Here is a 22,980-nt window from a genome sequence, read left to right on the forward strand (position 1 = left end):
TTCCTCTTTTGTTATTAAATAAAATTTTGTTAGTTAGGATAAATTTTTTGGTTGTTGTTGATGTTTTATCTATTGCCTTTTGCCTGTTACCTCACCTCCTAATTATTAATTGAATTAAGCCATTTATCTTCGTCGGAGGTATCTTTGGCGATCGCAATATAGCAATGTTGTTGACGGTCAATAATTAAAACTTCCTGTCCTCGATGGGGAATAACTTTTGCCCAGTCTGGTAGGGCTACTTCCACGGTGACAAGGTTTCTGGCATTGTCTAATACATCGGCTTGGGCTACTTTGCCATCCACGAGATAGGGTAATTTAATAGAGGTTACATTGCCCGTACAACCAATTAAACGCTCTCCATCTATTTCTTCCCCAAAATTAGCAAAAATTTTACCGATGGGGTTCGATAATATCCGCCCAATCCAAAGGCTAAAACCAAGGGATACCAAAAAGATCAAAAGTGCGATCGCCCCTTGGGGAATTTCCCCAATCAAACCGCCCATAGTGACATTCAGAAACCAACCAATCACCCCCCAACTACAAAAATCGATGGCAAGGAGAATTAATAAAGGGCTTTTGCCAACCCCAAACCAGGACAAAAATAAGAGAAAATTGCCCTCAAAACTCTCATCTGCCTCCATATCTGCATCGAGACTATTATCCGCATCAGCATCCACATCAGCATCCACATCCGTATCAAAATAACCGTCAGCATCCACATCAAAATCCGCATCAGTATCAATATCTTGGTCTTCACCACCCCCGGAAATAATTACCAGCAAAAACAAAAATACACCGATACCTAGAAATATCCAATAAGTAAGATTATTGATGTCAAATAGCAACATTTACTCCGATTCCTTGATCATAAAAAACTGATTTTTCAAAGTAATAAAAAATATTTTTACTACACTTATTAGCTTAACCCTAAACCCTAGAAAGGTTATCAACATTAACTTTTTTGTAATAAATGTATAAAGGAAGAAGTGATCATCGAGAATGGGCAATGGGTAATATTTGCTGTAGTTTAATGATGTTGCATCCAAAAAATAAGCAACACCCTCCATGGTAAATCGTGTATGCAAAAATTACATATAAATATTTTGTTTATTACATTATGCTTTTAACTTTAGTAGTAAAACTGACAAAATAAAAATGATGTGATTGATACTCTATGGTCACGACTAAATAAAAAAATATATAAATGGGGTAACCATGACGGTGACAGAGGAAAAAAAAATTAAACTAAATAAAATAGAAAAAGTAAAAGCCGCAAAACATGGCCTAGATGTCAAACAGGAAATAGAACATTTTGCAAATATTGGCTGGGAAGCCCTCAACGAGGATGATTTAATTGTCCGTTTAAAGTGGTTAGGAATCTTTTTCCGCCCTGTAACCCCCGGCAAATTTATGTTGCGTTTGAGAATGCCCAATGGAATCTCCAACTCTCAACAGTTAACTACCCTTGCCCAAATTATCCAACGATACGGCGATGATGGTAGTGCAGACATTACCACCCGTCAAAATATTCAACTCAGGGGAGTATTATTAGAGGATATACCCACTATTTTTAGTCAACTAGAAGCGGTGGGCTTAACTTCCATTCAATCGGGGATGGATAATGTGCGTAACCTCACAGGCTCTCCTGTGGCGGGAATTGACCCCCATGAGTTGTATGATACTAGGGAGGTAAATTATAAGTTACAGGCGATGATTACCAACAATGGGGAGGGTAATTATGAGTTGAGTAATCTACCCCGTAAGTTTAATATTGCGGTGGAGGGGGGTAGAGATAATTCTATCCATGCAGAAATCAATGATGTGGCTTTTATCCCTGCTTATAAGGATGGGGAGTTGGGTTTTAATGTGTTGATTGGGGGTTATTTATCTGCCCAAAGGTGCGCTGAGGCGATTCCCATGGATGTATGGGTAAGGGCTGATGATGATGAAATTGTGGAACTTTGTCGGGCTATTTTGACGGTATATACGGTGAATGGCTTGGAGGAAAGGTTGAGGGAAAATCGTGGTAAGTCTCGTTTAATGTGGTTGGTGGATAGATGGACGATGAATCGTTTCCGCATCGAGGTGGAAAAAGAGTTGGGTAAATCCCTTGAGTTTGCTGCCCCTACCGATGAGATTACCATGGAAAAACGGGATCATTTGGGGGTACATCCTCAGAAGCAGGAGGGTTATAATTACATTGGTATTCATATCCCCGTGGGGCGTTTAGATGCGGAGGGGATGTTTGAGATTGCCCGTTTAGCGGATGTGTATGGCAATGGAGAAATTCGAGCGACGGTAGAGCAAAATTTTATTATTCCCCATGTGGCGGATGATAAGGTGGACGCATTTTTGAGTGAGCCTATCTTACAACGTTATCCTGTTAATCCTACCACTTTAGTGCGATCGCTCATATCCTGTACTGGGGCAAGATATTGTAATTTTGCCTTGGTGGAAACTAAAGCAAGGGGTTTAAAATTAGCTCAGGAGTTGGATGAGGAGTTAAATATTCCTGAAAGGGTGCGTATTCACTGGACAGGTTGCCCCAACTCTTGCGGACAAGCCCAAGCGGGAGATATTGGCTTAATGGGTACTAAGGCGAAAAAAGATGGCTCGGTAGTAGAGGGGGTTAATCTTTTCCTTGGGGGTAAGGTTGGCAAGGATGCTAAGTTAGGGGAGTTAGCACAAAAAAGTATTCCTTGTGATGATCTTAAACCTATTTTGAAGGATTTGTTAATCAATCAGTTTGGGGCTACGGTGAAATAAACAGGGGATAAAAATATATTGTTATATGGATTACTATTAGTAACTTTTCTTTTTCCTAATATTGCCCATTCTCTAAAAACTAATTATTAATTATTAAGGCTGGTTTCCCAGCCTTTTTCTGTGTAGATATTAAGCAGAAAGTAATTCGAGATTTTCTTCTTGGGAATCATTTGCTTGGTTTTCATTCCCCTCTGTTTCTTGTTGAATAGATAAGGTGCCACAGGGTATGGTATCAGATAAAATTGAACTTGCCATCATTCCTGAATGAATTTCTAATAAGGCTTCTGGCAGGGCTTCAAATATAAGTCTTTGCCCGGGAAATACTACTCTTTCAAAATACCAATTTGCTATATTTGTAATTCTGGCTACTTGAATTTGACTGGTTGCGTTAACATAGCAACACATCATTTTATCACTATCATCGTTGGGAATTGCATCTAATATCTGAGCCATAATAATTATGATATTTGTTATTTATATTTGTCTTTACACTTTCTAAGTTAACATTCCTTGATCCCAACTAGCTGTAAAGATAATTACCAATTTGATTATTTTTTTTATTTTTGCGACATATTAATAATTGTTAAAAAAATATTAAGTTATTTTTACTATTAAATAAAAGGTTTAATTTTGAGAGAAAACGATTAAGTTTCTTAGGAAATGGATAAAATGTTGATTGGAAGAAGTAATGGTTAATTTTTATCAAAAACCCATAAAGATGGTTTGCAGATCTCACGGAGTGTGCAAAAATAATATGGTTGCCTCTTGATGGATAAGATTTTCTTAAATTGTGATCCTGTAAATGAGGTTTTTTTTGCGCTTATCCGAGGCTTGTTAGTTAAAACACGGTAAAAGAGTTAATTTATTCAAATCATTATATCTAAATTATGAACGTAGGCGATCGCATTAAGGTAACTGAATCGGTAATTGTATATCATCACCCTGAGCATAAAAAGGCTGCTTTCGATATTAAGGGCATGGAAGGAGAGTTAATAGAAATTGTAACAGAATGGCAGGGAAGACCTGTAAGTGCTAATTTCCCTTATTTGGTTAAGTTTAGCAAGAAGTTTAAGGCTCATTTTCGGGATGATGAGATTGCTAAAATTGACAATTAACCATGGACTGTTGACAATCATGGGGGTGGGTAATGCCCCCCTAGTTTTAAAGTATTGAGCGAATTTGTTTAACCAAACTTTCAATTTCTGATTCGAGGGTGAAGTAATGGACACAAGCCCTTACACAGGATGGGTAGGCAAGGGTGCGTAGATAATATCCTTTTGATTCTAGGCTAGAGACTAATGGACTAGGATTTTTGGTATAAAAAGAAACTAATCCAGATTGGGGAGGGGTATCTTTTAGGCATTTAATACCTTCTATTTTGTTTAATTCTTCCCAGAGATAGGCACTTAGTTGGCAAATACGTTGATAACGTTTTTCTGGGTTGCCCCATGAGCGGTGAAGGGCGATCGCCCTGGCTAATCCTGTATATAATGGATATGCTGAGGTGGCTACTTCGTATCTACTACCATCTTGGGCAAAGGGTAAGTCAGATTTACTAAAATCTAGTCCACGCCAACCGATGAAGGTAGGATGAAGGGGGGTTGCCAAATTCTCTTTAACGTATAAAAAACCTACCCCCGTAGGGCCACATAACCATTTATGCCCTGTACAACCATAAAAGTCAACTTCTGTTTCAGGTAGGTTGAGGGGAATTAGCCCAGCGGATTGAGCGCCATCAACGAGAATTTGCATGGGTTTATCACTGGGGTATTGATGACATACTTGGCTAATTTCTTTGAGGGGTAGCACTTGCCCAGTATTCCATAATACGTGACTGATGACGAGGAGGCGAGTTTGGGGGGTGAGGTGATTTTTGATTACTTCCACGGGGTTTCCTTGGTTGAGGGTATCAACGAGGGGAAAGGTGGTAACTTTGACACCAAATCTTCTTTTTATTTCATTGATACTAGCAATTACCCCGGGGTGTTCGGCATCACTGAGTAATATTTCATCCTCTGGCTTCCACTCGATGCCCCATAGGGCGATATTACAACTATCGGTGACATTTTCTGTGAGGGTGATAGTTTCTATTTTACTGTTAGTTTCAAGGGCGATCGCACCTTTAACATTTTTTATATTTTCGTTAATCCAACTATTAATTTTTAAACCAAAAGGACCTATTTTTTCTACGTATCTATAGGTATCAATAATACTCTCTAAGGTAGATTGAGCAAGGATTCCTTGACCGCCAAAATTAAAATATTGTTTATCTTCTAAGCCTTTAAAATCTGCTCTTAATTCTTTAATATCCATAAAAGTAGGGGTTGAAATATTTCCAACCCTCTGAAAGTTTAATTGTCAATTTTAGAACACCTAATCATTTTCCCATTTTTCTGCCCCTAAAAGATCACAAATGCGATCGCGCAATAAAATATCTTGCTGTTCGAGGTTTTTTTCCACTCCCATCCATTCCCTAGGGGGGATAAATTGAGCTAGGCTATAGATAGGTTGATGACGACTTAGCACACCTTTTTCAACTAAGGCTCGAATCTCATCCCTTATAAACTCGAAGGTATATCCATAGGAGGATACATTAGGAAAAGTTTGGCTATTCATAATAATATAATTGCTGATGTTTAAGTTGCTACTAAAAAGTAATAACTTTCTGTTAAATTCTATACTTTTCATTTTGAAAGTCGCAACTATTTCACTCTTTTTATTTTACTAATGGAAATACTTGGATCTCAATGTTATAATTATTAACTATTTTGTACATTTATGGATTTATTGCGATCGCTCCCTATCGGGTTATATGTAGAAAAACCCTTTTCTTGGCTTCATCGATTAGATTCGAGGGTAAAATTAGGATGGTTAATGAGTCTGATTTTATCTCCCCTATTGGCCAATGAACCATGGCGAATTTTTTTGGTAGTTTTTCTCTTATTAATTACTTGGTTATCATTTATTCCTTGGAGAGTACAAAAGAAACAAATTACATGGTTATTATTAATAGGAATACTTAGTTTTTGTTTAACGGCGATCGCCCCCGATGGGTTAAGTATAACATATCAACCACGTCTGCCAGAAAGTGAAATTACCATCACCCAACCTACGGATTATCAATATATATTATATAGCTTTGGTAACTTTAATATTACCCGAAGATCCCTTGATTTAGCTATTAGAGTAAGTACGTTATTTTTCACCTTAATTTATAGTAGTAATCTCTTTTTATTAACCACCGCTCCCGAAGAAATTACCGCAGGATTAGAAGATTTATTATCCCCATTAAATAGGTTTAAGTTTCCCGTAACGGAGATGATTTTAACCCTCACCCTCGCCCTACGTTTTATCCCTTTAGTATTAGAAGAAATCCAAAATTTAATTAGATCCATTAGAACTAGAGCAATAAAATGGCGTAAATTAGGTATAAAAAAAAGCATTCAGATATGGGTAATTGTGATGGAAAAATTACTTGAAAACATATTACTAAGAGCCGAACAAATTGCGATCGCCATGGAGTCCAGAGGATTTACTACCCCAAAAACTCACAAAGTACAATGGCACGAATCAAGAATAAAAACCAATGACGTTGTAGCCCTGTTTTTCCTTGCTATTTTCTGGTTTTGTCGAATAGCTATAGGACAAATGTAACCCTAATTAAGTATCTGCTTAAAATGATATAAATAACTCTTTTCCATTAATCCTAAGTTGAACTTTGTTATACTTTTATTAACTATCATCTTTCCACCCATTACATAACAAAAGAAGTTTAACTCTATTCACTCCCTAAAAATATCCGCAAAAGATAATAAGTCAGTATTGATAACCGTTTTCTAACCTATAAAAATGTATCACTAAATGTATTTTCTTGTAGTGTGAGGTTAATAATTTATGATCATAAATGACGAATGGTATTTCATACTAAATCCGATGTATAAACATTACTTTTATTTATGGTTTATGGGCAATGGGCTTAAGCCTATTATTCGTTTGATTAGCATATTTTTATCTAGGAATCCAGTATCATAGCTTTTGTAGCTAAAGATATTTTTTTGCTTTGATAGTATTTATAAAATGATGGTAAACTAAAATATAAAATAGTATTTATAAGTAGTGCTTTTAAAACTGCTCAGAGAAGGGGAAAAATCTAACTTTTTTTTAATTGGTATCAACTTGATGACCATCCTACTTTATATTGTGGGAATCAATGCTAGTCACAAATTTAGTACCCTTCATTCCGAGGTTGCCTCCGTTTGGTTTCCTTCTGCCATGACTTTGCCTTTGGTATTGACATACGGTATTCAAGTTTTTCCGGGTATAGCCATCGCTTCTATTATCGGGCTTACCCCCTCCCTAGAGAGAATTAGCCCCAATCTATCCTTTTTAAGTTTTGCTTTTATTCAAATCAGCTGTGCTTTAGCAAACTGTTTTCAACCCATGGTTGCCCGATGTATCATCCAAAAGTTTGTTAGAAGTAAAGATGTTTTTATTAGTATTCAATCAGTTTGTATTTTCATTGGGGCAATTATATTTTCTCCGATTATTTCTGCCCTGATGGGAGTTTCAGCCCTACTGATTATTAATGTTATTGGCAGACAAGAATATTTTCATACTTTAATCACTTGGTGGTTGGGTAGTGCCTTAGCCCATGTCATTTTTTCCCCCACTATTATGCAATGGAAAAAGAAAAACTTAGTTTCCGGGGGGGCTGGTTTTTGGGAAACTTCTACCATTGCTTTAACGGTTTTATTTATCTGTATTCTGGCTTTTTGGTTAGCTTATCCTGTGCAATATTTACTTTTTCCTCCCATAATCTGGGCTGTTTTTAGGCTAAAACGTTTTCAAGTTAGTTTATTAGTGAGTATTATTGCGTTAATTGCTATTGTTTGTACTAGCTTTGGATATGGAACTTTTGTGGAAGATTCGGTTAATTTATCTTTGATTTTATTGCAATCATTCACAGCGATAATTTCTATAGTTACCTTAATTCTATATGCCGTATTAGCAGAGAAAAAAATCAGCCAAAATAAATTATATGAAACCCTAGATGTTTTAGAGGATAGAGTTTTAGAGCGCACGAGGGAGTTAGAAGCTATACAGGTTAGTTTACAACAAACGAATCAATTTCTTGAAAAAATAGCCTATATTGATAGTCTTACCCAAGTAGGTAATCGAGGTTATTTTGATCATATTTTAGAACAACAATGGGATTCTTTAATGAAGCAGAATAAACCCTTATCTTTGTTGTTAATAGATGTGGATTTTTTTAAACTATATAATGATTTTTACGGGCATCCCCAAGGTGATGAATGTTTAACAAGGATTGCTCAATGTTTAAATTCTGTGGTGCGAGATGCTTCTGATACGGTTGCTCGATACGGAGGTGAAGAGTTTGTGGTTATCTTACCCTATGCTAATATGGAACAAGGTGTTATCGTTGCTCAAAAAATCCAGAGTGCGATCGCACTTTTAGAAATTCCCCACGAACTTTCGGAAATCTCAACATATATTACCCTTAGCATCGGTATTGCCACCACCATTCCCCACTATGATAATACCCCAGAAGAACTAATAGAAAGAGCAGATCAGGCTCTATATTTAGCCAAGAAAGAAGGTAGAAATCAATTTAAAACTTTTCAGTAGAGGTTAAAATCCTTACATTTTCAGGGGCAGTGTGAGGTCAAGAAGTGGGTTAAGATAGTAAGTAGCCATAGCAACAAAAAGCGTTTTACAATTCACCATGAAAAATTCTTCTCCTAGTGTTACTCACTCCAAAAATGAATTAATCCCTTGCTCATCCCATGAAGTGGATAATCAGCTATGGGAAGTTTTTGAAGGAAAAATTTTAAGTCATGAAAAATCCCAAAGAATGGCGGACTTTTTTGGACTATTAGGAGACGCTAATCGTCTGAGAATTTTGTCTGTATTAGCTCAAGAGGAATTATGTGTTTGTGACTTGGCAAATATGTTACAAATGAGTGAGTCAGCGGTTTCTCATCAACTGAGAACATTAAAATCAATCCGTCTAGTGGCTTATCAAAAAAGAGGTAGAAGAGTTTATTATCGTCTTTTAGACCATCACGTTTTTGAATTATATCGTGCTGTGGCAGAACATTTAGACGAAGTTGATTAATTCCCCATATCCTACAATGTCTAATCAAAATTAGGAGTTGCTGATGTTAGGTATGATTTCTCATGGAGATGGGCAATGGTAATAATATATTTTGAACACTAAGTTATTTAAATAATTCAGGTATATTTCATCCCGCAATTAAGCAATGTCCAAAATTACACTACATTTGAGGTAAAACGTCAGTTAAGCCATAGCCATCTTTTTCTGTTTTTCCAGAGTTTTCTGCCACAAAGTTATAATAATCTTGCACCAATTGAGACATTAATCTTTGCTTAATGCGCATCAAGACACCTTTTAATAACCCATTGCCGGTACTTTGTAGTAAAGGTTGAGGGGTTAACCACAACACAGGGGGTAAATCTACTTTTACTTGTAAATCCACCTTCCCCGTCAAATACACTTTTCCTTCTACTTCTTCAGGGGTTAACTTTCCTTTTAGATATAAAGAAAAACGACGGTTGATATACTCAATACCTTTTATTTCACAGGATTCCGAATTGAGATAAACGCACCCAGAAGCCCCAGCCCATACTTTCAAAACCACAATAGGCTGAAAATGATAAATGTCTAAAAAGTTTAGGGGGTGCATTCTTAATTTATAGCAATCATCGGGTAACGGAGTCATAAGTTTTTCATCAGCAATGGCTTTAACAAGTCGTTGCGGTTGTCTTAGATAGTGCTGAATGGGTGTAGATTTTTGTTCTACTTTTAATCTGACTTTTTCCGTCGCCTCAAAACAAATATTCATATTGTTAAACAATGATTGACTTCCTCCCTTAATTATACTTTACATTTCTTAATATTCAGGTTCGGTATTCCCTCATCCTACATTGAAACGGTACTTTAACTAGATGCTTTCTTAGAAATTTGTAATATAAATTAAGGGTTGAGGGATGGTTAAACCATCCCTGTTGTCGTCAAGACTTAATCTCCCCAAACTTCCGCTAGGCGGCGATCGCGCCCACACCGACTACGGTAAAATTTGTAAAGTAGGGTGTTAGTTTGGTAATAGTTTTGATGATAGTCTTCCGCAGAATAAAACTCCGTGGCGGAGGTAATCTCGGTGTAAATATCGGTATCTAATTCCTGAGCAACTTTTTCCTTAGAAGTCTCAGCGAGGGCTTTTTGTTGTTCGTCATGGTAAAAAACGGCGGTGCGATATTGATTTCCTACGTCGCAAAATTGCCTATTTTTAACCGTGGGGTCAATATTATGCCAAAATACATCTAATAGCTGATCGTAACTCACCTTATCAGCATCATACTCTACTTCTACCGATTCAGCGTGACCAGTATTCCCCGCACTAACTTGCTTATAAGTGGGATTAACAACCCGCCCTCCAGTATAACCAGAGGTGGTGGAAATAACTCCATCTAACTCGTCAAAAGGCTCTTCCATACACCAAAAACATCCTCCGGCAAAGGTGGCTTTGGTAATATTTTCGGCGTGGGCTATGGGGGCTAGGGTAAACCAGCATAGGAGAATAATTAATAATAGCTTTTTCATCAAAAAATTAGGTTTCAGGTACAAAATTAAGGGCTAAACCGTTGTTACAGTAACGTTTACCAGTGGGGGCAGGGCCATCATTAAATACATGACCTTGATGACCACCACATCTTCGGCAATGATACTCGGTACGGGGTATGATTAGTTTAAAGTCGGTTTTTGTTTCTACGTTAAGGGCGATCGTATCATAAAAACTAGGCCAACCAGTACCACTATCATATTTCATACTGGATTTAAACAAGGGTAATTCACACCCCGCACAGACAAAAGTCCCTTTGCGTTTTTCATCATTTAAAACACTAGAAAAGGGTCTTTCCGTGCCTTCTTCCCTTAAAATATGATATTGGGCAGGGGTTAATTTTTCTTGCCATTGAGCATCAGAAAGGAGTATTTTTTCTTCTCCATCAGTGTCTAATTTTTGTTCAGGTTTTATCCATGCCATCAAGAAAGTGGGGGCAATACTTGCTTTTAGAATTGCACCTATCCCTAAACCAAAAAATGTTTTACGATTCATCACAATTGAGTATTTAATAATAACTAATGGTATTTGATATAGATAATCATAGCATTTCTGCTTTTCAATATTAATTTATAAACTAACGAAACCTAAGCTGTAAATTTAGTTTAAAATATAAATTACCATCATTTTCTAAAATCAATTTACCATAACGATGGCGAGTTGTTGAAGGGGTATCAAAACATATATTTTCAAATAAATAATCTTCTAAAGAAGAAAGATCAATGATATGAAAAGCGAGTTGTTTTCCATCATCTTTAACAATTATTGTACCATTAGAAGAATATTTTCCATCCCATTTAGTTCCAGCAAAAAAGCCTAATAAAACACTTACTAAAAATCTTTTAACTTTAATAATTAAAACAGGTAATTCATCAGTTATATTGACTAATTTTTTTTGATTATAAACTGAAGTTAAATTTTCCCATAAACGATTGTTTCTTTCTACAAAAAACTCTAATAACATTTGAGCTAAAATCTCAGGCATCATTGAATCAATAATTCTAAGATTGTAAGCCATAGTTTCCTTTTCCACTCGATGAAAAGAAAAGTTTCCCCCCATATCAATTATCTTACCCATACGGGATTTGAGACTGTTCACATCATTAATCATATCTATATGTTCAGTGGATAAATTATTAACTTGAAAAATAAAATTAGTATTACCCGAAGCATTTAAAAGAGTCGGTTTATTCCCCAAATAAGATTTTATTCCAAATCCTTCATTAATTTTATGAAAATGTTGTTTTTTGATGTCTAAAACAATATCGGCTTTTTGATTACTTTTACCTCCTTTTATAATTGAAATACCTAATTCATTTTGTATCGCTACCATATCATCAATTTCAAACGTTCCTTTATTTTGCTTAATTTGATGACTTAAATTTTGTAAAATATCTTTATTAATAAGCTCTTTTATATTAACTTGTCTTTTTTCCTTAGTTGTTTTATTTTCTATAAAAACTAAATCAGTATCAGTCAATATTACATCTTGATCCAGATTTAGGGTAGATACTTTAGACACAGAAAAGTAGTTTTGCGTATCATTTAAATCTTTATCTGATAAAGTAATTTGTTTATCATTAATAATTTTTAAAAAAGAATATATTTCAGTCCATTCTCCCTTATTTTTTGTTTTCTTCATATCCAAATTTTGTAATTCAATAACCTTTAAGTGGTCTAATAAACTTTTACCACATTCCCTAACAGCGTCAACTGCTACACTATTTCCTAGTTGTTTCATAGCCTCTTTTTTTGACACAGGAAACTCAAAACTATCAGGAAATCCTTGCATTTTTTTTCCCTGTTCAGGCATTAATTGTTTTATTTCACCATCAACCAAATAAGAGTCCCAATTTCTTCTATCATTAATATTAGAACCTCTTCCTCCAACCCTAAGGGTAAAGCCAATTTCCCGTGAACACTTACCGCCCCAAACATCTGACATATCAAACTTCAAAGGTTTAGGAGGGGGAAAATTAAATCCTTTCAAAAATCCTTCATCTCTGAAACCGATAATGAAAGTTCGAGGTCTTAATTGTGGTAATCCATAATCAGAGGCTTTGACAATTTGGTAATAAAAACTATAGCTTAATTCTTCTTCTAAGATACTACGGATAATTTGAAATGTTTTACCTTTATCATGACTAATTAAACCCCTAACATTTTCTAAAAAAAATGCTTTTGGTCTTTTAATTTCTAAAATATCAACTATATTGAAAAAAAGATTTCCTCGCTCAGATTTATGATTATCATTGAAACCTCTTTTATGTCCTGCTTGGCTAAATGGTTGGCAGGGAAATCCAGCGCATAGTACATCAAAATCAGGAATTTCATGGGGAGATATTTTGCGAATATCGTCATTAAACATCCCTTGATCAAATAATTCTGGATTCATGGAGTAGAAGTTATATTGATAGGTTTTTCTGGCATGGGTATCAATTTCTGAGGCAAAAACGCATTGCCCCCCCAGAGAGTGAAAGGCTAAATGAAATCCTCCTATTCCTGCAAATAAATCGATGAATTTAAATTTTTCCAATGTATATTTAATAAAGTTTACTTTACTGTGTGTTGAGCTTTTATATTTGATAGTAAATCCGATTTAGAAATCGTACTCTTATTTATTTTTTATTGGCAATGGGCTTAAGCCCATTGTTCGTTTTATTAATACACTTAATATTCCTAAAACCTAACACTTAAAACCTAATACCTTTTCTATGCGCCTTCTCGGAGTTTATCTAAAACGCTACGATCTTCTAAAGTGGAAGTATCCCCAGCGATTTCTTGTCCAGAGGCTAGACTACGTAGCAAACGACGCATAATTTTACCAGATCTGGTTTTGGGCATCCCATCAGTAAATCTGATTTCCGCAGGACGGGCGATCGCACCTATTTCCTGTACTACATGGGCTTTAAGCTGATTTGCCAAATCATCGCTAGGCTCAAAACCTCCCTCCAGGGTGACAAAAGCGCATATATCCTCACCCTTCACCTCATCGGGCTTCCCAACCACCGCAGCCTCAGCCACCGCAGCATGGGAGACAAGGGCAGACTCTACTTCCATAGTGCCGAGACGGTGACCAGAAACATTGATCACATCATCCACACGACCCATTACCCAAAAATAGCCATCTTCATCCCTTCTCGCTCCATCCCCAGCAAAATAGAGGTAATTACCATCTTTAGGGGCAATATGCTCCCAGTAGGTATTGCGGAAGCGATCAGGATCACCATATACCGTCCTCATCATACCGGGCCAAGGATGTTTCACCACCAAATAACCCCCCTCATTGTCAGCCACAGGATTACCATCTAAATCCACAATATCCGCCATAATGCCGGGGAAAGGATGGGTAGCTGAACCAGGTTTAGTGGGAGTTGCCCCGGGTAACGCCGTAATCATCACGCCCCCTGTTTCCGTTTGCCACCAAGTATCGACGATAGGACATTTTTCCTTACCGATTACCTTGTGGTACCACATCCATGCTTCAGGGTTAATGGGTTCGCCCACAGTACCGAGAAGACGGAGGGAGGATAAGTCCCGGGCGTTGGGGTGGTGTTCCCCCATTTTGATAAAAGCACGGATAGCCGTGGGGGCAGTATAGAAAATATTCACCCCATATTTTTCCACCACATCCCAAAAACAACCAAGATTAGAAGGGCGTGGTACTCCCTCATACATTACCGTAGTCGCCCCATTGGAAAGGGGGCCATAAACTATGTAACTATGACCTGTAATCCAACCCACATCAGCGGTACACCAATAAACATCATTATCCTTGAGGTCAAAAATCCATTTACTAGTAATGTGAGCATAGAGGTTATAACCCCCCGTGGTGTGGACGACTCCCTTGGGTTTGCCCGTACTACCGCTAGTGTAGAGGACAAATAACATATCTTCACTGTCCATGGGTTCGGCGGGGCAATGGGAGCTAACCCCTGCTTGTAAGTCGTGCCACCAATGGTCTCTTCCTGCTTCCATATGGACTTTTTCCTTGGTGCGCTCTACTACCAAAACGTTATCCACACTAGGAGCTTTGTTATCTTCGAGGGCGAGGTCAACCTGTTGTTTGAGGGCGATGGTTTTATCTTTACGGAAACCTCCATCGGCGGTAATAACTAATTTGGCTTCGGCGGCGTTGAGTCTATCCCGCAGGGCTTCGGCACTAAATCCCCCAAATACGACGCTATGGACGGCCCCAATTCTGGCACAGGCTAACATGGCGATCGCACTTTCGGGAATCATCGGCATATAAATGGCTACCCGATCACCTTTTTTAACCCCTAACTGCTTAATCACATTAGCCATTTGGCACACCTCACGGTGTAACTGAGCATAGGTAAGGGTGCGACTATCCCCTGGCTCGCCTTCCCAAATAATAGCGGCCTTATTACGTCTCCAAGTGGTGAGATGACGATCTAAACAATTGTGGGAAATATTAATTTTACCGTTAACAAACCATTTGGCAAAAGGGGGGTTACTCCAATCTAGTACCTGATCCCACTTTTCAAACCATTCTAACTCCGACTCCGCCAATTCTCCCCAAAATTCCGTAGGGTTTTCCGAGGCTTTTTGATATAGTTCCTGATATTTCTCCCAACTATCGATGGTTGCCTTACTAGCAAACTCCGCAGAGGGTTTAAAAGTTCTTTTTTCCTTAAGGATGGATTCTATAGTAGGTTGTGACATTGATAATATTATCTTTAAAATAGTCTCAACCCTTTACTCTACAATATTTTCAACCTGTGAATTATTAAATTTTATTGACCACACAAAAAAGGGTGGACCCATAGCCCACCCCCAAAATCATTTAATTAACCTTGACCTTAGTAGTCGAAGTCTCCACCACCCGCAGGGGCAGCACCTTTGTCTTTTTCAGGTTTATCAACGATGATACACTCAGTGGTTAACACCATTCCAGCGATGGAAGCGGCATTTTGAATACCAGAGCGAGTTACTTTGGCAGGGTCAACGATACCAGCGTCAAACATATCTACATATACATTGTTAGCCGCATCATAACCAGTGTTAAAGTCTTTTTCCTTAACTCTTTCCGCTACCACTGCGCCATTTTGACCTGCATTTTCTGCAATACGTTTTAAAGGAGCAGTTAAAGCACGGGCTACGATTAAAGCACCAGTAAGCTGTTCAGCATTTAAATTGGCTTTTGCCCACTCTTCTAATCCTGGAGCTAGGTGAGCTAGGGTAGTTCCACCACCGGGAACGATACCTTCTTCTACGGCCGCTTTAGTGGCGTTGATGGCATCTTCTAAGCGGAGCTTACGATCTTTCATTTCGGTTTCGGTGGCCGCACCTACTTTGATTACCGCTACACCACCGCTTAATTTGGCGAGGCGCTCTTGTAATTTTTCTTTGTCGTAGGAGGAGTCAGACTCCTCGATTTGACGACGGATTTGTTCGCAACGGCTCTTAACTTCTTTTTCGTTACCTTCGGCTACGATGGTGGTGGTGTCTTTGGTGATGGTCATACGACGGGCAGTACCAAGTTGATCTACGGTGGTAGTATCTAATTTTAGTCCTGCATCTTCGCTAATCATTTGTCCACCAGTTAAGATGGCAATGTCTTCAAGCATTTGTTTACGGCGATCGCCAAAACCGGGAGCTTTAACGGCAGCTACATTTAATACCCCACGGATGCGGTTAACCACTAGGGTGGCGAGGGCTTCTTTTTCGATGTCCTCAGCAATGATGATTAAGGGTTTACCTTGACGGGCAACTTGTTCTAAAACAGGTACTAAGTCCTGAACTAGGGTAATTTTTTTATCGGTGATGAGGATGAAAGGCTCTTCAAATACAGCTTCCATGCGCTCGGCATCGGTTACGAAGTAAGGAGAAATATAACCTTTCTCAAAACGCATACCTTCGGTGATTTCTAGTTCGGTTTCCATGGATTTACCTTCTTCGAGGGAGATAACTCCTTCTTTACCCACTTTGTCCATGGCTTGGGCAATCATTTCACCTACTTCGGTATCGTTACCCGCAGAGATAGCACCTACTTGGGCGATGGCTTTGCTATCTTCGATTTTTCTAGCATGGGCAGCGATTTTTTCTACTAAATGCTCAGTAGCTTTGTCGATACCACGTTTGAGGGCGATGGGGTTTGCCCCGGCGGCTACGTTACGTAAACCTTCTTTGACGATGGCGTGGGCAAGTACGGTGGCGGTGGTGGTACCATCCCCTGCTACATCATTGGTTTTAGAAGCAGCTTGACGAATCAAAGCAACCCCAGTATTTTCGATGTGATCTTCTAATTCGATTTCTTTGGCGATGGTTACACCGTCATTGACGATTTGAGGAGCACCGAATTTTTTTTCTAATACTACGTTACGACCTTTAGGGCCTAAGGTAACGGCAACGGCTTCGGCTAATAAATCAATACCACGTTCTAGGGCGCGACGGGCTTCTTCGTTATAAACGATAGATTTGGACATAGTTATTTTTTCTTATTTACTCTAAAAGTTGAAATAATTTAATGGTTGGAAAGGTTTGAATCTGCTCGATAGTATCGAGCTACCTTTAGGGTTTCAATATAAAATTAGGAAACTACAGCGAGAATGTCTTTTTCGGAGAGTAGGACATAGTCATCACTACCAAGTTTGATGTCGGTACCTGCATATTTGGAATAAAGCACTTTATCACCTACTTTTACTTCCACGGCGGTGCGATCGCCCTTATCATTTACTTTACCATCACCCACGGTGACAACTTCACCAATTTGGGGTTTTTCCTTGGCGTTATCAGGTAGATAGATTCCCCCAGCAGTTTTTTCTTCAGCTTCACTTACTTTGACGAAAACGCGATCGCCCAAGGGCTTGACAGTTGATACATTAATGGTAATTGCAGCCATTGATGGTTTACTCCTTACTTTAATATAGTTAGTATTTTTAATCTGCTTGGTAAAAATGCCGTTAGCACTCTCACCTCACGAGTGCTAATTTAACCGAAATCAGTGTACCATAGCAATGGGTTTTATAGTACGGGTTTCCGAACTGTACTGCCCTATCACTGACACTGCAACCATTAGGCTTCTCAGGGCTAACACCATTTAACTAGAATGGGTCTGGGGAACTACGTTTTTTTGTAGAGTGGAATTATGGCTTAAAGACTGGGTGGAGGCATCAAATCCAGCATTTTTCAAGGCATTAACGGTATTTTCAGCATTTTGTACCCAATAGTTATGTCCTAGGCGAATAAAAATTCTTTCTTGTAAGTCGTGAATTAGGGCAAAAACAGGGATTTTAGCTTTATTTTTTTCTCCAGATTGTTCTTGTAAAATACTCTTTAGCTTACCTTGTAATTTAGGGTCATCGGCTTGGTTAAAAGTGAGGTTAATTAAAACCATTTTTACCTGTTCAATAACTTCTATAAAATCTACAATAATTTGCGGTTTATCATCTTTTTTATTTTTGTCTGCTTTACCCCAAATAATCACGGGAGTATCTTCCCTCAGTTGATTTTTCACCTCATCATAGGTACTAGCAAAAACGATCGCATCTACCTGTCCAGAAATATCTTCGGCGGTTAAAAATGCCATGGTATTACCATTTTTGTCGATGTGAGGCTTAATCATAGTAAGCATTACCACCACACAAATTTTTTTCCTAGCTTTTTGTTGAGGTAAATCGGCAATGTTGACAGGTGCGAGAATTTGAGCTTTATCGATTAATGGTTTGAGAGGATGTTCTGAAACGTAAAAACCGAGATATTCTTTCTCTGATTTAAGTTTTTCTTGGGCGGAAAAGTCTTCTACTTTAGGTAACTGAGGAGCATTAGCATAGACTACATGATTAGAATTTGTTTCTGATTCGGTAGGAAGTAAATCGAGCATATTTAACTGACCACTTTCTTTTTCTTGTTGTCTTTTTTGTGACCAACTAATTAGTAATTCCAACCCTTCTAACAGTTGTTTTCTATTACTATGAATAGTATCAAATGCCCCTGCATATACTAGGGTTTCCAATGCCCTTTTATTAACTGTTTTGAGGTTAATTCTACCGATAAAATCTCCCATATCTTCAAATTTACCTCCTGCTTCTTCCCTTGCTTCAAGGATATTTTCAATGGCATTTTCTCCCAAATTTTTAATGGCAGATAGTCCGAAAATTATTTTTTCTCCTTGGGGGGTAAAGTCTTTTTGAGAGTAATTAATATTAGGAGATAATACTTCAATGCCCATTTTTAGGCAATTTTCCCTATATTTTTCTACTTTTTCCTGACTATCACTACTAGCACTCATCAGGGCAGACATATATTCTACGGGATAGTTAGCCTTTAAATATGCTGTTTGATAAGTTACATAAGCGTAAGCAGTAGAGTGAGATTTATTAAAACAGTTAGAAGCTACTAAGCCATTTTTTAATATAAAATTATGGTCTTTTCTTACTCCTATATCATATACTTTTTGGATACCGTGCGATCGCCTTTTAACTATTTTTACCATACAAGAGATTTATTAAATCAAAAATGCTGATGCTTGATTAAGCAAAAATAAACTCCAAGATCACATCATTATAGTCTAAATCTCCACCCCCCACCATATCCTCAAAAGCAAATAAATTACTACCTAATTTTGCCATATGACTAACTCCTCCCGGATTAGACGAAGCAAAAGAAAATAAACCCACCACATCAGAAAAATCATTACTAGGGTTAAGAGTCAATACATCATCAATGGTGGCATTCGGAATAATAACAAATCCATAGGTAGTATTCTCCTCTAATTCAATTTCCTGAGAGATAGTGCTAAAAATAGCATCAGGAGTATTTAACACAATACCAGTTAAATCATCCTTAGCCCTTTCTAGAGCGATTCTGGCATAATCAACATCCCCAGGACGAACATTAATTAATGAATCGCCATTTACATCAATACCACCATCAAAACTATCTACCCTAAATAAAGCTACCGTGTTTTTAAAATCTCCTCCGCGAGTGATATTAACCCTTGTCGGTTGATTAAAAATACCGGGAGTAACAAGGGTATTAGCAGAAAACTCTACCACCAAATCATCCCAAGAAATTTGATGATAATTTTTTCCCTCACTCACCACCGTAGGAGGTACATCAACCCCAAAACTAATATCATCCTCTTGTGCAACATAGATAGTGTAATAACCATTATCCAAAGAAACGCTATTCAATGCCCCAAAAAAGCTCATGTCTCCTGCTTCCAAAACATTGGCCACAGAAAAACTATCCCTTGCCAATTGAGTAGTTAATGCGCCCACATCCGCGGAATCTTGTCCATCAAAAACTGTAATTTTTCTTTCCAGTGCTTTTTCCCGATAACTTTCCTCATTAGGATTGATTCCATCAATGACACCCATAGCATCATCCACCGCAATGAATCCAAATTCTCTTACTTTCATCGGTTTATTAAACAATCGAAACTGTAATAAACCATCAGGAACATTAGAAACAAAAAATACACCGTTATCATCAATAAAAATATTAGGATTATTACGCTCAAAAAAACTGTTAAAAACTTGATTAAATAAATTACTAATACTATCTCTATTAATTTCTTCTTGATTCTCTCCTAACACTAAATTTTGAAGCTCACTAAAAAAAGGACTCAAGGGAATAAAGATATTACTCTCATCTTCTTCTATGGGCGCGATGCCATTAGCAGTAAGTAAAAGAATTTGACTGCTAGATTGTGTATCAATATTTTCATTACCGAATATATCGCTTAAAACTAAACTTCTATTGTTAGCAAATACTTCATGATTTTGAAAGAAATCAGAATCTGGAACGATATTGTCAATGATAGGCAAAATAAAGTTATCAAGGTCAAAATTAGGGTTTGTAATTTCTAACCCTTGCGACTGACTAAAAATAGGTAAACTAAAATCAGCAAAACTAAAGTTAAATTTAATTATTTGATCTATATTTTGATTAATAGAATTATTTTTAGAATCAATGAAACTTTCTTGAAAAGAAAACTGAATGGGAGCTAAATCCTTAAAGTCTTTTTCTTCAAAAATAAAATCTTCTTCCACAAAAAGGAAAGTCGATACGGTTTGATTTATATTTTGAAAAATGTTATTTTCATTTCCATCAATTACTAAATCTTGGATAGCAACTTGAATACTATCATATAAAAAATTACCTCCTAAATTCTTTAAAAAATCATCATTAAAAGTAAAACTTTGACCATCAAAATAATTATTATTTATCCTTAAGTTTTCATACCAAGAAAGATCATAGATAATTTGTTCTGAGGATAAATTAACAGTATTATTTTCCCCCGTTACCAATGCTCGTTGATTTTCCCATTGAACAGTTTGTAAGATATCATCTTGATTGATAAACTTCTGAAAATCTAATGAAATATTCTCAACATCGCTATCAAGCAAAGTAGCCGAGCTATAAACCCCTGGAAATAAGGGAATATTTCCCATTATTTGACTGGTATTCTGGTTTACCTGATTATTTTCTCCTACATCAGTTTTAATAAAACCTTGTAGTCCTCTAATATTCTCAAGGCTGGGAATTTTTAGAACATAAATAATAATATTTTGGTTGATAACTTGGTCAATAATATTATTAATACCATCACGAATATCAACTTCTTGAATAATTAATTGAGGAATTCCTTGGGGAGATAAAGCCATAAATATATTAATTTATTTTCAAAAAAAATTACTTTAAAATATAAAAACAGTTATTTTGCCGAATGATATAAACGCTTTACCTTACATCAATGGTTAAGTTGTAATTAATATTGCCGCCTCCCCCAGTGGTTTGGCTAATGGATGTGGAAGCACTAGATAATTCAATTTTTATACTAGAATTCTGAGGATGATATTGTCCTCTGACTTCAATTCTGTTGACTCCCCTGCGTAAATGGGGAGATAGATTTATATTTGTTCTATTACCTGTTAAGTTTTGAATTTTCGTGCCATTTATGTGAATTTCACCCGTTAAGTTTCCTTGATTTAGGTTACTTACTTTTGAAATGATGAGACTATTTGTTGCATTTAAGTCTCTTAATCTTATATTTATATAGTCTTCTTGTATTTGTTGAACTACTGTATTCTGAGTTACAAGGAAACCATCTTTTCTACTCACTACCATTTCTGCCTTAGCGGTTAGTGCCGTACATACAAAACATCCCCCCACAAGAATTTTTATGGTTAGTAGTTTTATTGTTCTGTCGAATTTTGTGGTAATCATAATATTCTGATCCTTTTTTCAAGTTTTTTGTTATTGAGAACCAGAAAAAATTCTTTGTTCAACCCTTTGATTAGAACCCCTAATCCTAATGATGTTAGATTCCGTACTGGTGTAATAAGAATCAGAAAAACGACTTCTTCTTATATACCTATCACCATCATCATTATTAGATTGTGTCTGGGTACTGGATAAGCTATCTTCTCCAAAGTTAATCACTGTGTTGGGGGTGACAATTTTCATGGCTCCATTTCCAGAGATTTTCACTTGGCTAGTGCCGGAATGAAGATTTACTTGAGCGTTAGCACTTAAGCACATAAACCCAAAGCTAATGGTTGCTAGTATAGAGATGTTTTGTGTGTTCATGATCTTTTTTTCCTCCTTAACGAGGCATATTGTTAGGCATCATGTCATAGGGATTAACCGTATCAGGGCTTCTAGGGGGTCTTGGCTGTCGGGGTTGGGTTGGTGATACCATAACTTGAGGATTTGCAATAACGGTGGCAGTTGACCTTGTACCGTCAGGAATACAACCACCAATTTGGACTATTTGAGCCGCTCTTGCATCTGTTCTTCTGTTTCCCGTGATGCTCATGGATGTGGGTTGAACGACAACATTTCTTTTGCATGTTCCGTCATCGACAATGATAGAGCCACTTTGGCAAGTTCCCCCTGTCGTGTTAACGCAGACTGTAGGAGCAATGATGATGTTTCCCGGTGAAAGAGGCTCGGCAATGGCTGGTGGTATAAAAAAGGCTGCTATTCCCGTTATGAGAAAGGGAATGCCCCAGATTTTGAGATTATTAATTTCCATAATAGGTTGTCCTCATTAACTGTAAAAACAGTAGATAGATTAGTGTTATGGGACTGTACAAATATTAGTCCTAAACCTATTAGAAAAATAAAAAGCTAAGTTTCATTAATTTTTTTGTTGAGTGGTTAGTATTAGCTTTTGGAGATAATAAGTTAGGACTATGGTGGGAAGAAAATATTTTTTAAAACTGTTTAACGTCTGGATGGTCTAACAGGTCTTCCTATTCTTATATTTCTGTTCTCCATTACTTTATATTGAGCACATACGTTGTTGTTACCCATTACGTCACATTCAACATAGCTACGCATTACTGTACCGTCGCTTCCCTCTGTATCGAAATATCTTACTCTACGGTTAGTAAGATTGACTCTTTGAGTTGTAACGTTACCATCCCCAGTTATAACAGAAACCATTTCTGATTCCATAACAACGCCATCATCTCCTTGGGCAACAACTCGAGGAGTTGAGATACTAAAGGCAGTAACAAGAGCAAGACCAGATACCAATAATATTTTTTTCATTGGCTTGAACTCCAATTTTATTCTT

General features: G+C 37.1%; 22 protein-coding genes. 5 read left to right on the forward strand and 17 right to left on the reverse strand.

Features of this window, described 5'->3' with window-relative positions; genetic code table 11:
* Positions 1-98 precede the first annotated feature (98 nt).
* Positions 99-845, reverse strand: a complete 747-nt coding sequence (locus tag ACXITR_RS08775) for a DUF1449 domain-containing protein (protein WP_457996903.1) — start codon at positions 843-845, stop codon at positions 99-101.
* A 370-nt stretch (positions 846-1,215) separates the two neighbouring features.
* On the opposite strand from ACXITR_RS08775, the gene ACXITR_RS08780 reads away from it, so the two are divergent.
* Complete coding sequence (locus ACXITR_RS08780; protein WP_457996851.1) at positions 1,216-2,766, forward strand: ferredoxin--nitrite reductase; 1,551 nt, start codon at positions 1,216-1,218, stop codon at positions 2,764-2,766.
* Between the two features lie 129 nt (positions 2,767-2,895).
* Here the strand turns inward: ACXITR_RS08780 and ACXITR_RS08785 are convergent, their stop codons facing one another.
* On the reverse strand, positions 2,896-3,219 hold the full coding sequence (locus ACXITR_RS08785) for a DUF1830 domain-containing protein (protein WP_457996852.1): 324 nt from the start codon (positions 3,217-3,219) through the stop codon (positions 2,896-2,898).
* A 434-nt stretch (positions 3,220-3,653) separates the two neighbouring features.
* Between ACXITR_RS08785 and ACXITR_RS08790 the strand changes: the two genes are divergently transcribed.
* Positions 3,654-3,881, forward strand: coding sequence for a ferredoxin-thioredoxin reductase variable chain (locus ACXITR_RS08790; RefSeq protein ID WP_457996853.1), 228 nt, complete (start codon positions 3,654-3,656; stop codon positions 3,879-3,881).
* 46 nt (positions 3,882-3,927) lie between these two features.
* Here ACXITR_RS08790 and ACXITR_RS08795 read toward each other — a convergent pair whose 3' ends face one another.
* Positions 3,928-5,079, reverse strand: a complete 1,152-nt coding sequence (locus ACXITR_RS08795) for an aminotransferase class V-fold PLP-dependent enzyme (protein WP_457996854.1) — start codon at positions 5,077-5,079, stop codon at positions 3,928-3,930.
* A 60-nt stretch (positions 5,080-5,139) separates the two neighbouring features.
* Positions 5,140-5,382, reverse strand: a complete 243-nt coding sequence (locus ACXITR_RS08800; RefSeq protein ID WP_457996855.1) for a DUF4327 family protein — start codon at positions 5,380-5,382, stop codon at positions 5,140-5,142.
* 162 nt (positions 5,383-5,544) lie between these two features.
* Here ACXITR_RS08800 and ACXITR_RS08805 point away from each other — a divergent pair, with 162 nt between their 5' ends.
* The 3 genes from ACXITR_RS08805 to ACXITR_RS08815 all read left to right on the forward strand — a co-directional run bounded on the left by ACXITR_RS08805 (position 5,545) and on the right by ACXITR_RS08815 (position 8,902).
* Positions 5,545-6,420 (forward strand): energy-coupling factor transporter transmembrane component T family protein, encoded by an 876-nt coding sequence (locus ACXITR_RS08805; RefSeq protein WP_457996856.1) that lies wholly within the window; start codon positions 5,545-5,547, stop codon positions 6,418-6,420.
* 462 nt (positions 6,421-6,882) lie between these two features.
* The gene (locus tag ACXITR_RS08810) at positions 6,883-8,412 is read left to right on the forward strand and encodes a sensor domain-containing diguanylate cyclase (RefSeq protein WP_457996857.1); all 1,530 of its coding nucleotides are present in this window, start codon (positions 6,883-6,885) and stop codon (positions 8,410-8,412) included.
* A 97-nt stretch (positions 8,413-8,509) separates the two neighbouring features.
* A complete protein-coding gene (locus ACXITR_RS08815; RefSeq protein WP_457996858.1) occupies positions 8,510-8,902 on the forward strand; it encodes an ArsR/SmtB family transcription factor in 393 nt (130 codons plus the stop codon).
* A gap of 160 nt (positions 8,903-9,062) precedes the next feature.
* Here the strand turns inward: ACXITR_RS08815 and ACXITR_RS08820 are convergent, their stop codons facing one another.
* The 13 genes from ACXITR_RS08820 to ACXITR_RS08880 form a co-directional block, all read right to left on the reverse strand.
* The gene (locus ACXITR_RS08820; protein ID WP_457996859.1) at positions 9,063-9,650 is read right to left on the reverse strand and encodes a DUF1997 domain-containing protein; all 588 of its coding nucleotides are present in this window, start codon (positions 9,648-9,650) and stop codon (positions 9,063-9,065) included.
* Positions 9,651-9,826: 176 nt separating this feature from the next.
* Positions 9,827-10,408, reverse strand: coding sequence for a peptide-methionine (S)-S-oxide reductase MsrA (gene msrA / locus ACXITR_RS08825; RefSeq protein WP_457996860.1), 582 nt, complete (start codon positions 10,406-10,408; stop codon positions 9,827-9,829).
* A 7-nt stretch (positions 10,409-10,415) separates the two neighbouring features.
* Positions 10,416-10,922: a peptide-methionine (R)-S-oxide reductase MsrB gene (gene msrB, locus ACXITR_RS08830; RefSeq protein WP_457996861.1), complete on the reverse strand. Its 507-nt coding sequence runs from the start codon at positions 10,920-10,922 to the stop codon at positions 10,416-10,418.
* 82 nt (positions 10,923-11,004) lie between these two features.
* The gene (locus ACXITR_RS08835; RefSeq protein WP_457996862.1) at positions 11,005-12,963 is read right to left on the reverse strand and encodes an HpaII family restriction endonuclease; all 1,959 of its coding nucleotides are present in this window, start codon (positions 12,961-12,963) and stop codon (positions 11,005-11,007) included.
* Between the two features lie 176 nt (positions 12,964-13,139).
* Positions 13,140-15,113 carry an acetate--CoA ligase gene (acs, locus tag ACXITR_RS08840; protein ID WP_457996863.1) on the reverse strand — a complete coding sequence of 658 codons (1,974 nt, stop codon included), beginning with the start codon at positions 15,111-15,113 and terminating at the stop codon, positions 13,140-13,142.
* Positions 15,114-15,250: 137 nt separating this feature from the next.
* Positions 15,251-16,876: a chaperonin GroEL gene (gene groL / locus ACXITR_RS08845; RefSeq protein ID WP_457996864.1), complete on the reverse strand. Its 1,626-nt coding sequence runs from the start codon at positions 16,874-16,876 to the stop codon at positions 15,251-15,253.
* A gap of 104 nt (positions 16,877-16,980) precedes the next feature.
* On the reverse strand, positions 16,981-17,292 hold the full coding sequence (gene groES / locus ACXITR_RS08850) for a co-chaperone GroES (protein ID WP_457996865.1): 312 nt from the start codon (positions 17,290-17,292) through the stop codon (positions 16,981-16,983).
* A gap of 198 nt (positions 17,293-17,490) precedes the next feature.
* Positions 17,491-18,885: a helix-hairpin-helix domain-containing protein gene (locus tag ACXITR_RS08855; RefSeq protein WP_457996866.1), complete on the reverse strand. Its 1,395-nt coding sequence runs from the start codon at positions 18,883-18,885 to the stop codon at positions 17,491-17,493.
* A gap of 37 nt (positions 18,886-18,922) precedes the next feature.
* Entirely contained in the window at positions 18,923-21,061 is a 2,139-nt protein-coding gene (locus tag ACXITR_RS08860; RefSeq protein WP_457996867.1) for a DUF4114 domain-containing protein, read from the reverse strand.
* A gap of 76 nt (positions 21,062-21,137) precedes the next feature.
* Positions 21,138-21,623 carry a hypothetical protein gene (locus ACXITR_RS08865; protein WP_457996868.1) on the reverse strand — a complete coding sequence of 162 codons (486 nt, stop codon included), beginning with the start codon at positions 21,621-21,623 and terminating at the stop codon, positions 21,138-21,140.
* A 30-nt stretch (positions 21,624-21,653) separates the two neighbouring features.
* On the reverse strand, positions 21,654-21,986 hold the full coding sequence (locus ACXITR_RS08870; RefSeq protein WP_457996869.1) for a hypothetical protein: 333 nt from the start codon (positions 21,984-21,986) through the stop codon (positions 21,654-21,656).
* Between the two features lie 16 nt (positions 21,987-22,002).
* Complete coding sequence (locus tag ACXITR_RS08875; protein WP_457996870.1) at positions 22,003-22,434, reverse strand: hypothetical protein; 432 nt, start codon at positions 22,432-22,434, stop codon at positions 22,003-22,005.
* A gap of 191 nt (positions 22,435-22,625) precedes the next feature.
* Positions 22,626-22,955 carry a hypothetical protein gene (locus ACXITR_RS08880; RefSeq protein WP_457996871.1) on the reverse strand — a complete coding sequence of 110 codons (330 nt, stop codon included), beginning with the start codon at positions 22,953-22,955 and terminating at the stop codon, positions 22,626-22,628.
* Between the last annotated feature and the right edge of the window lie 25 nt (positions 22,956-22,980).

It is taken from the genome of Cyanobacterium sp., assembly GCF_054166785.1.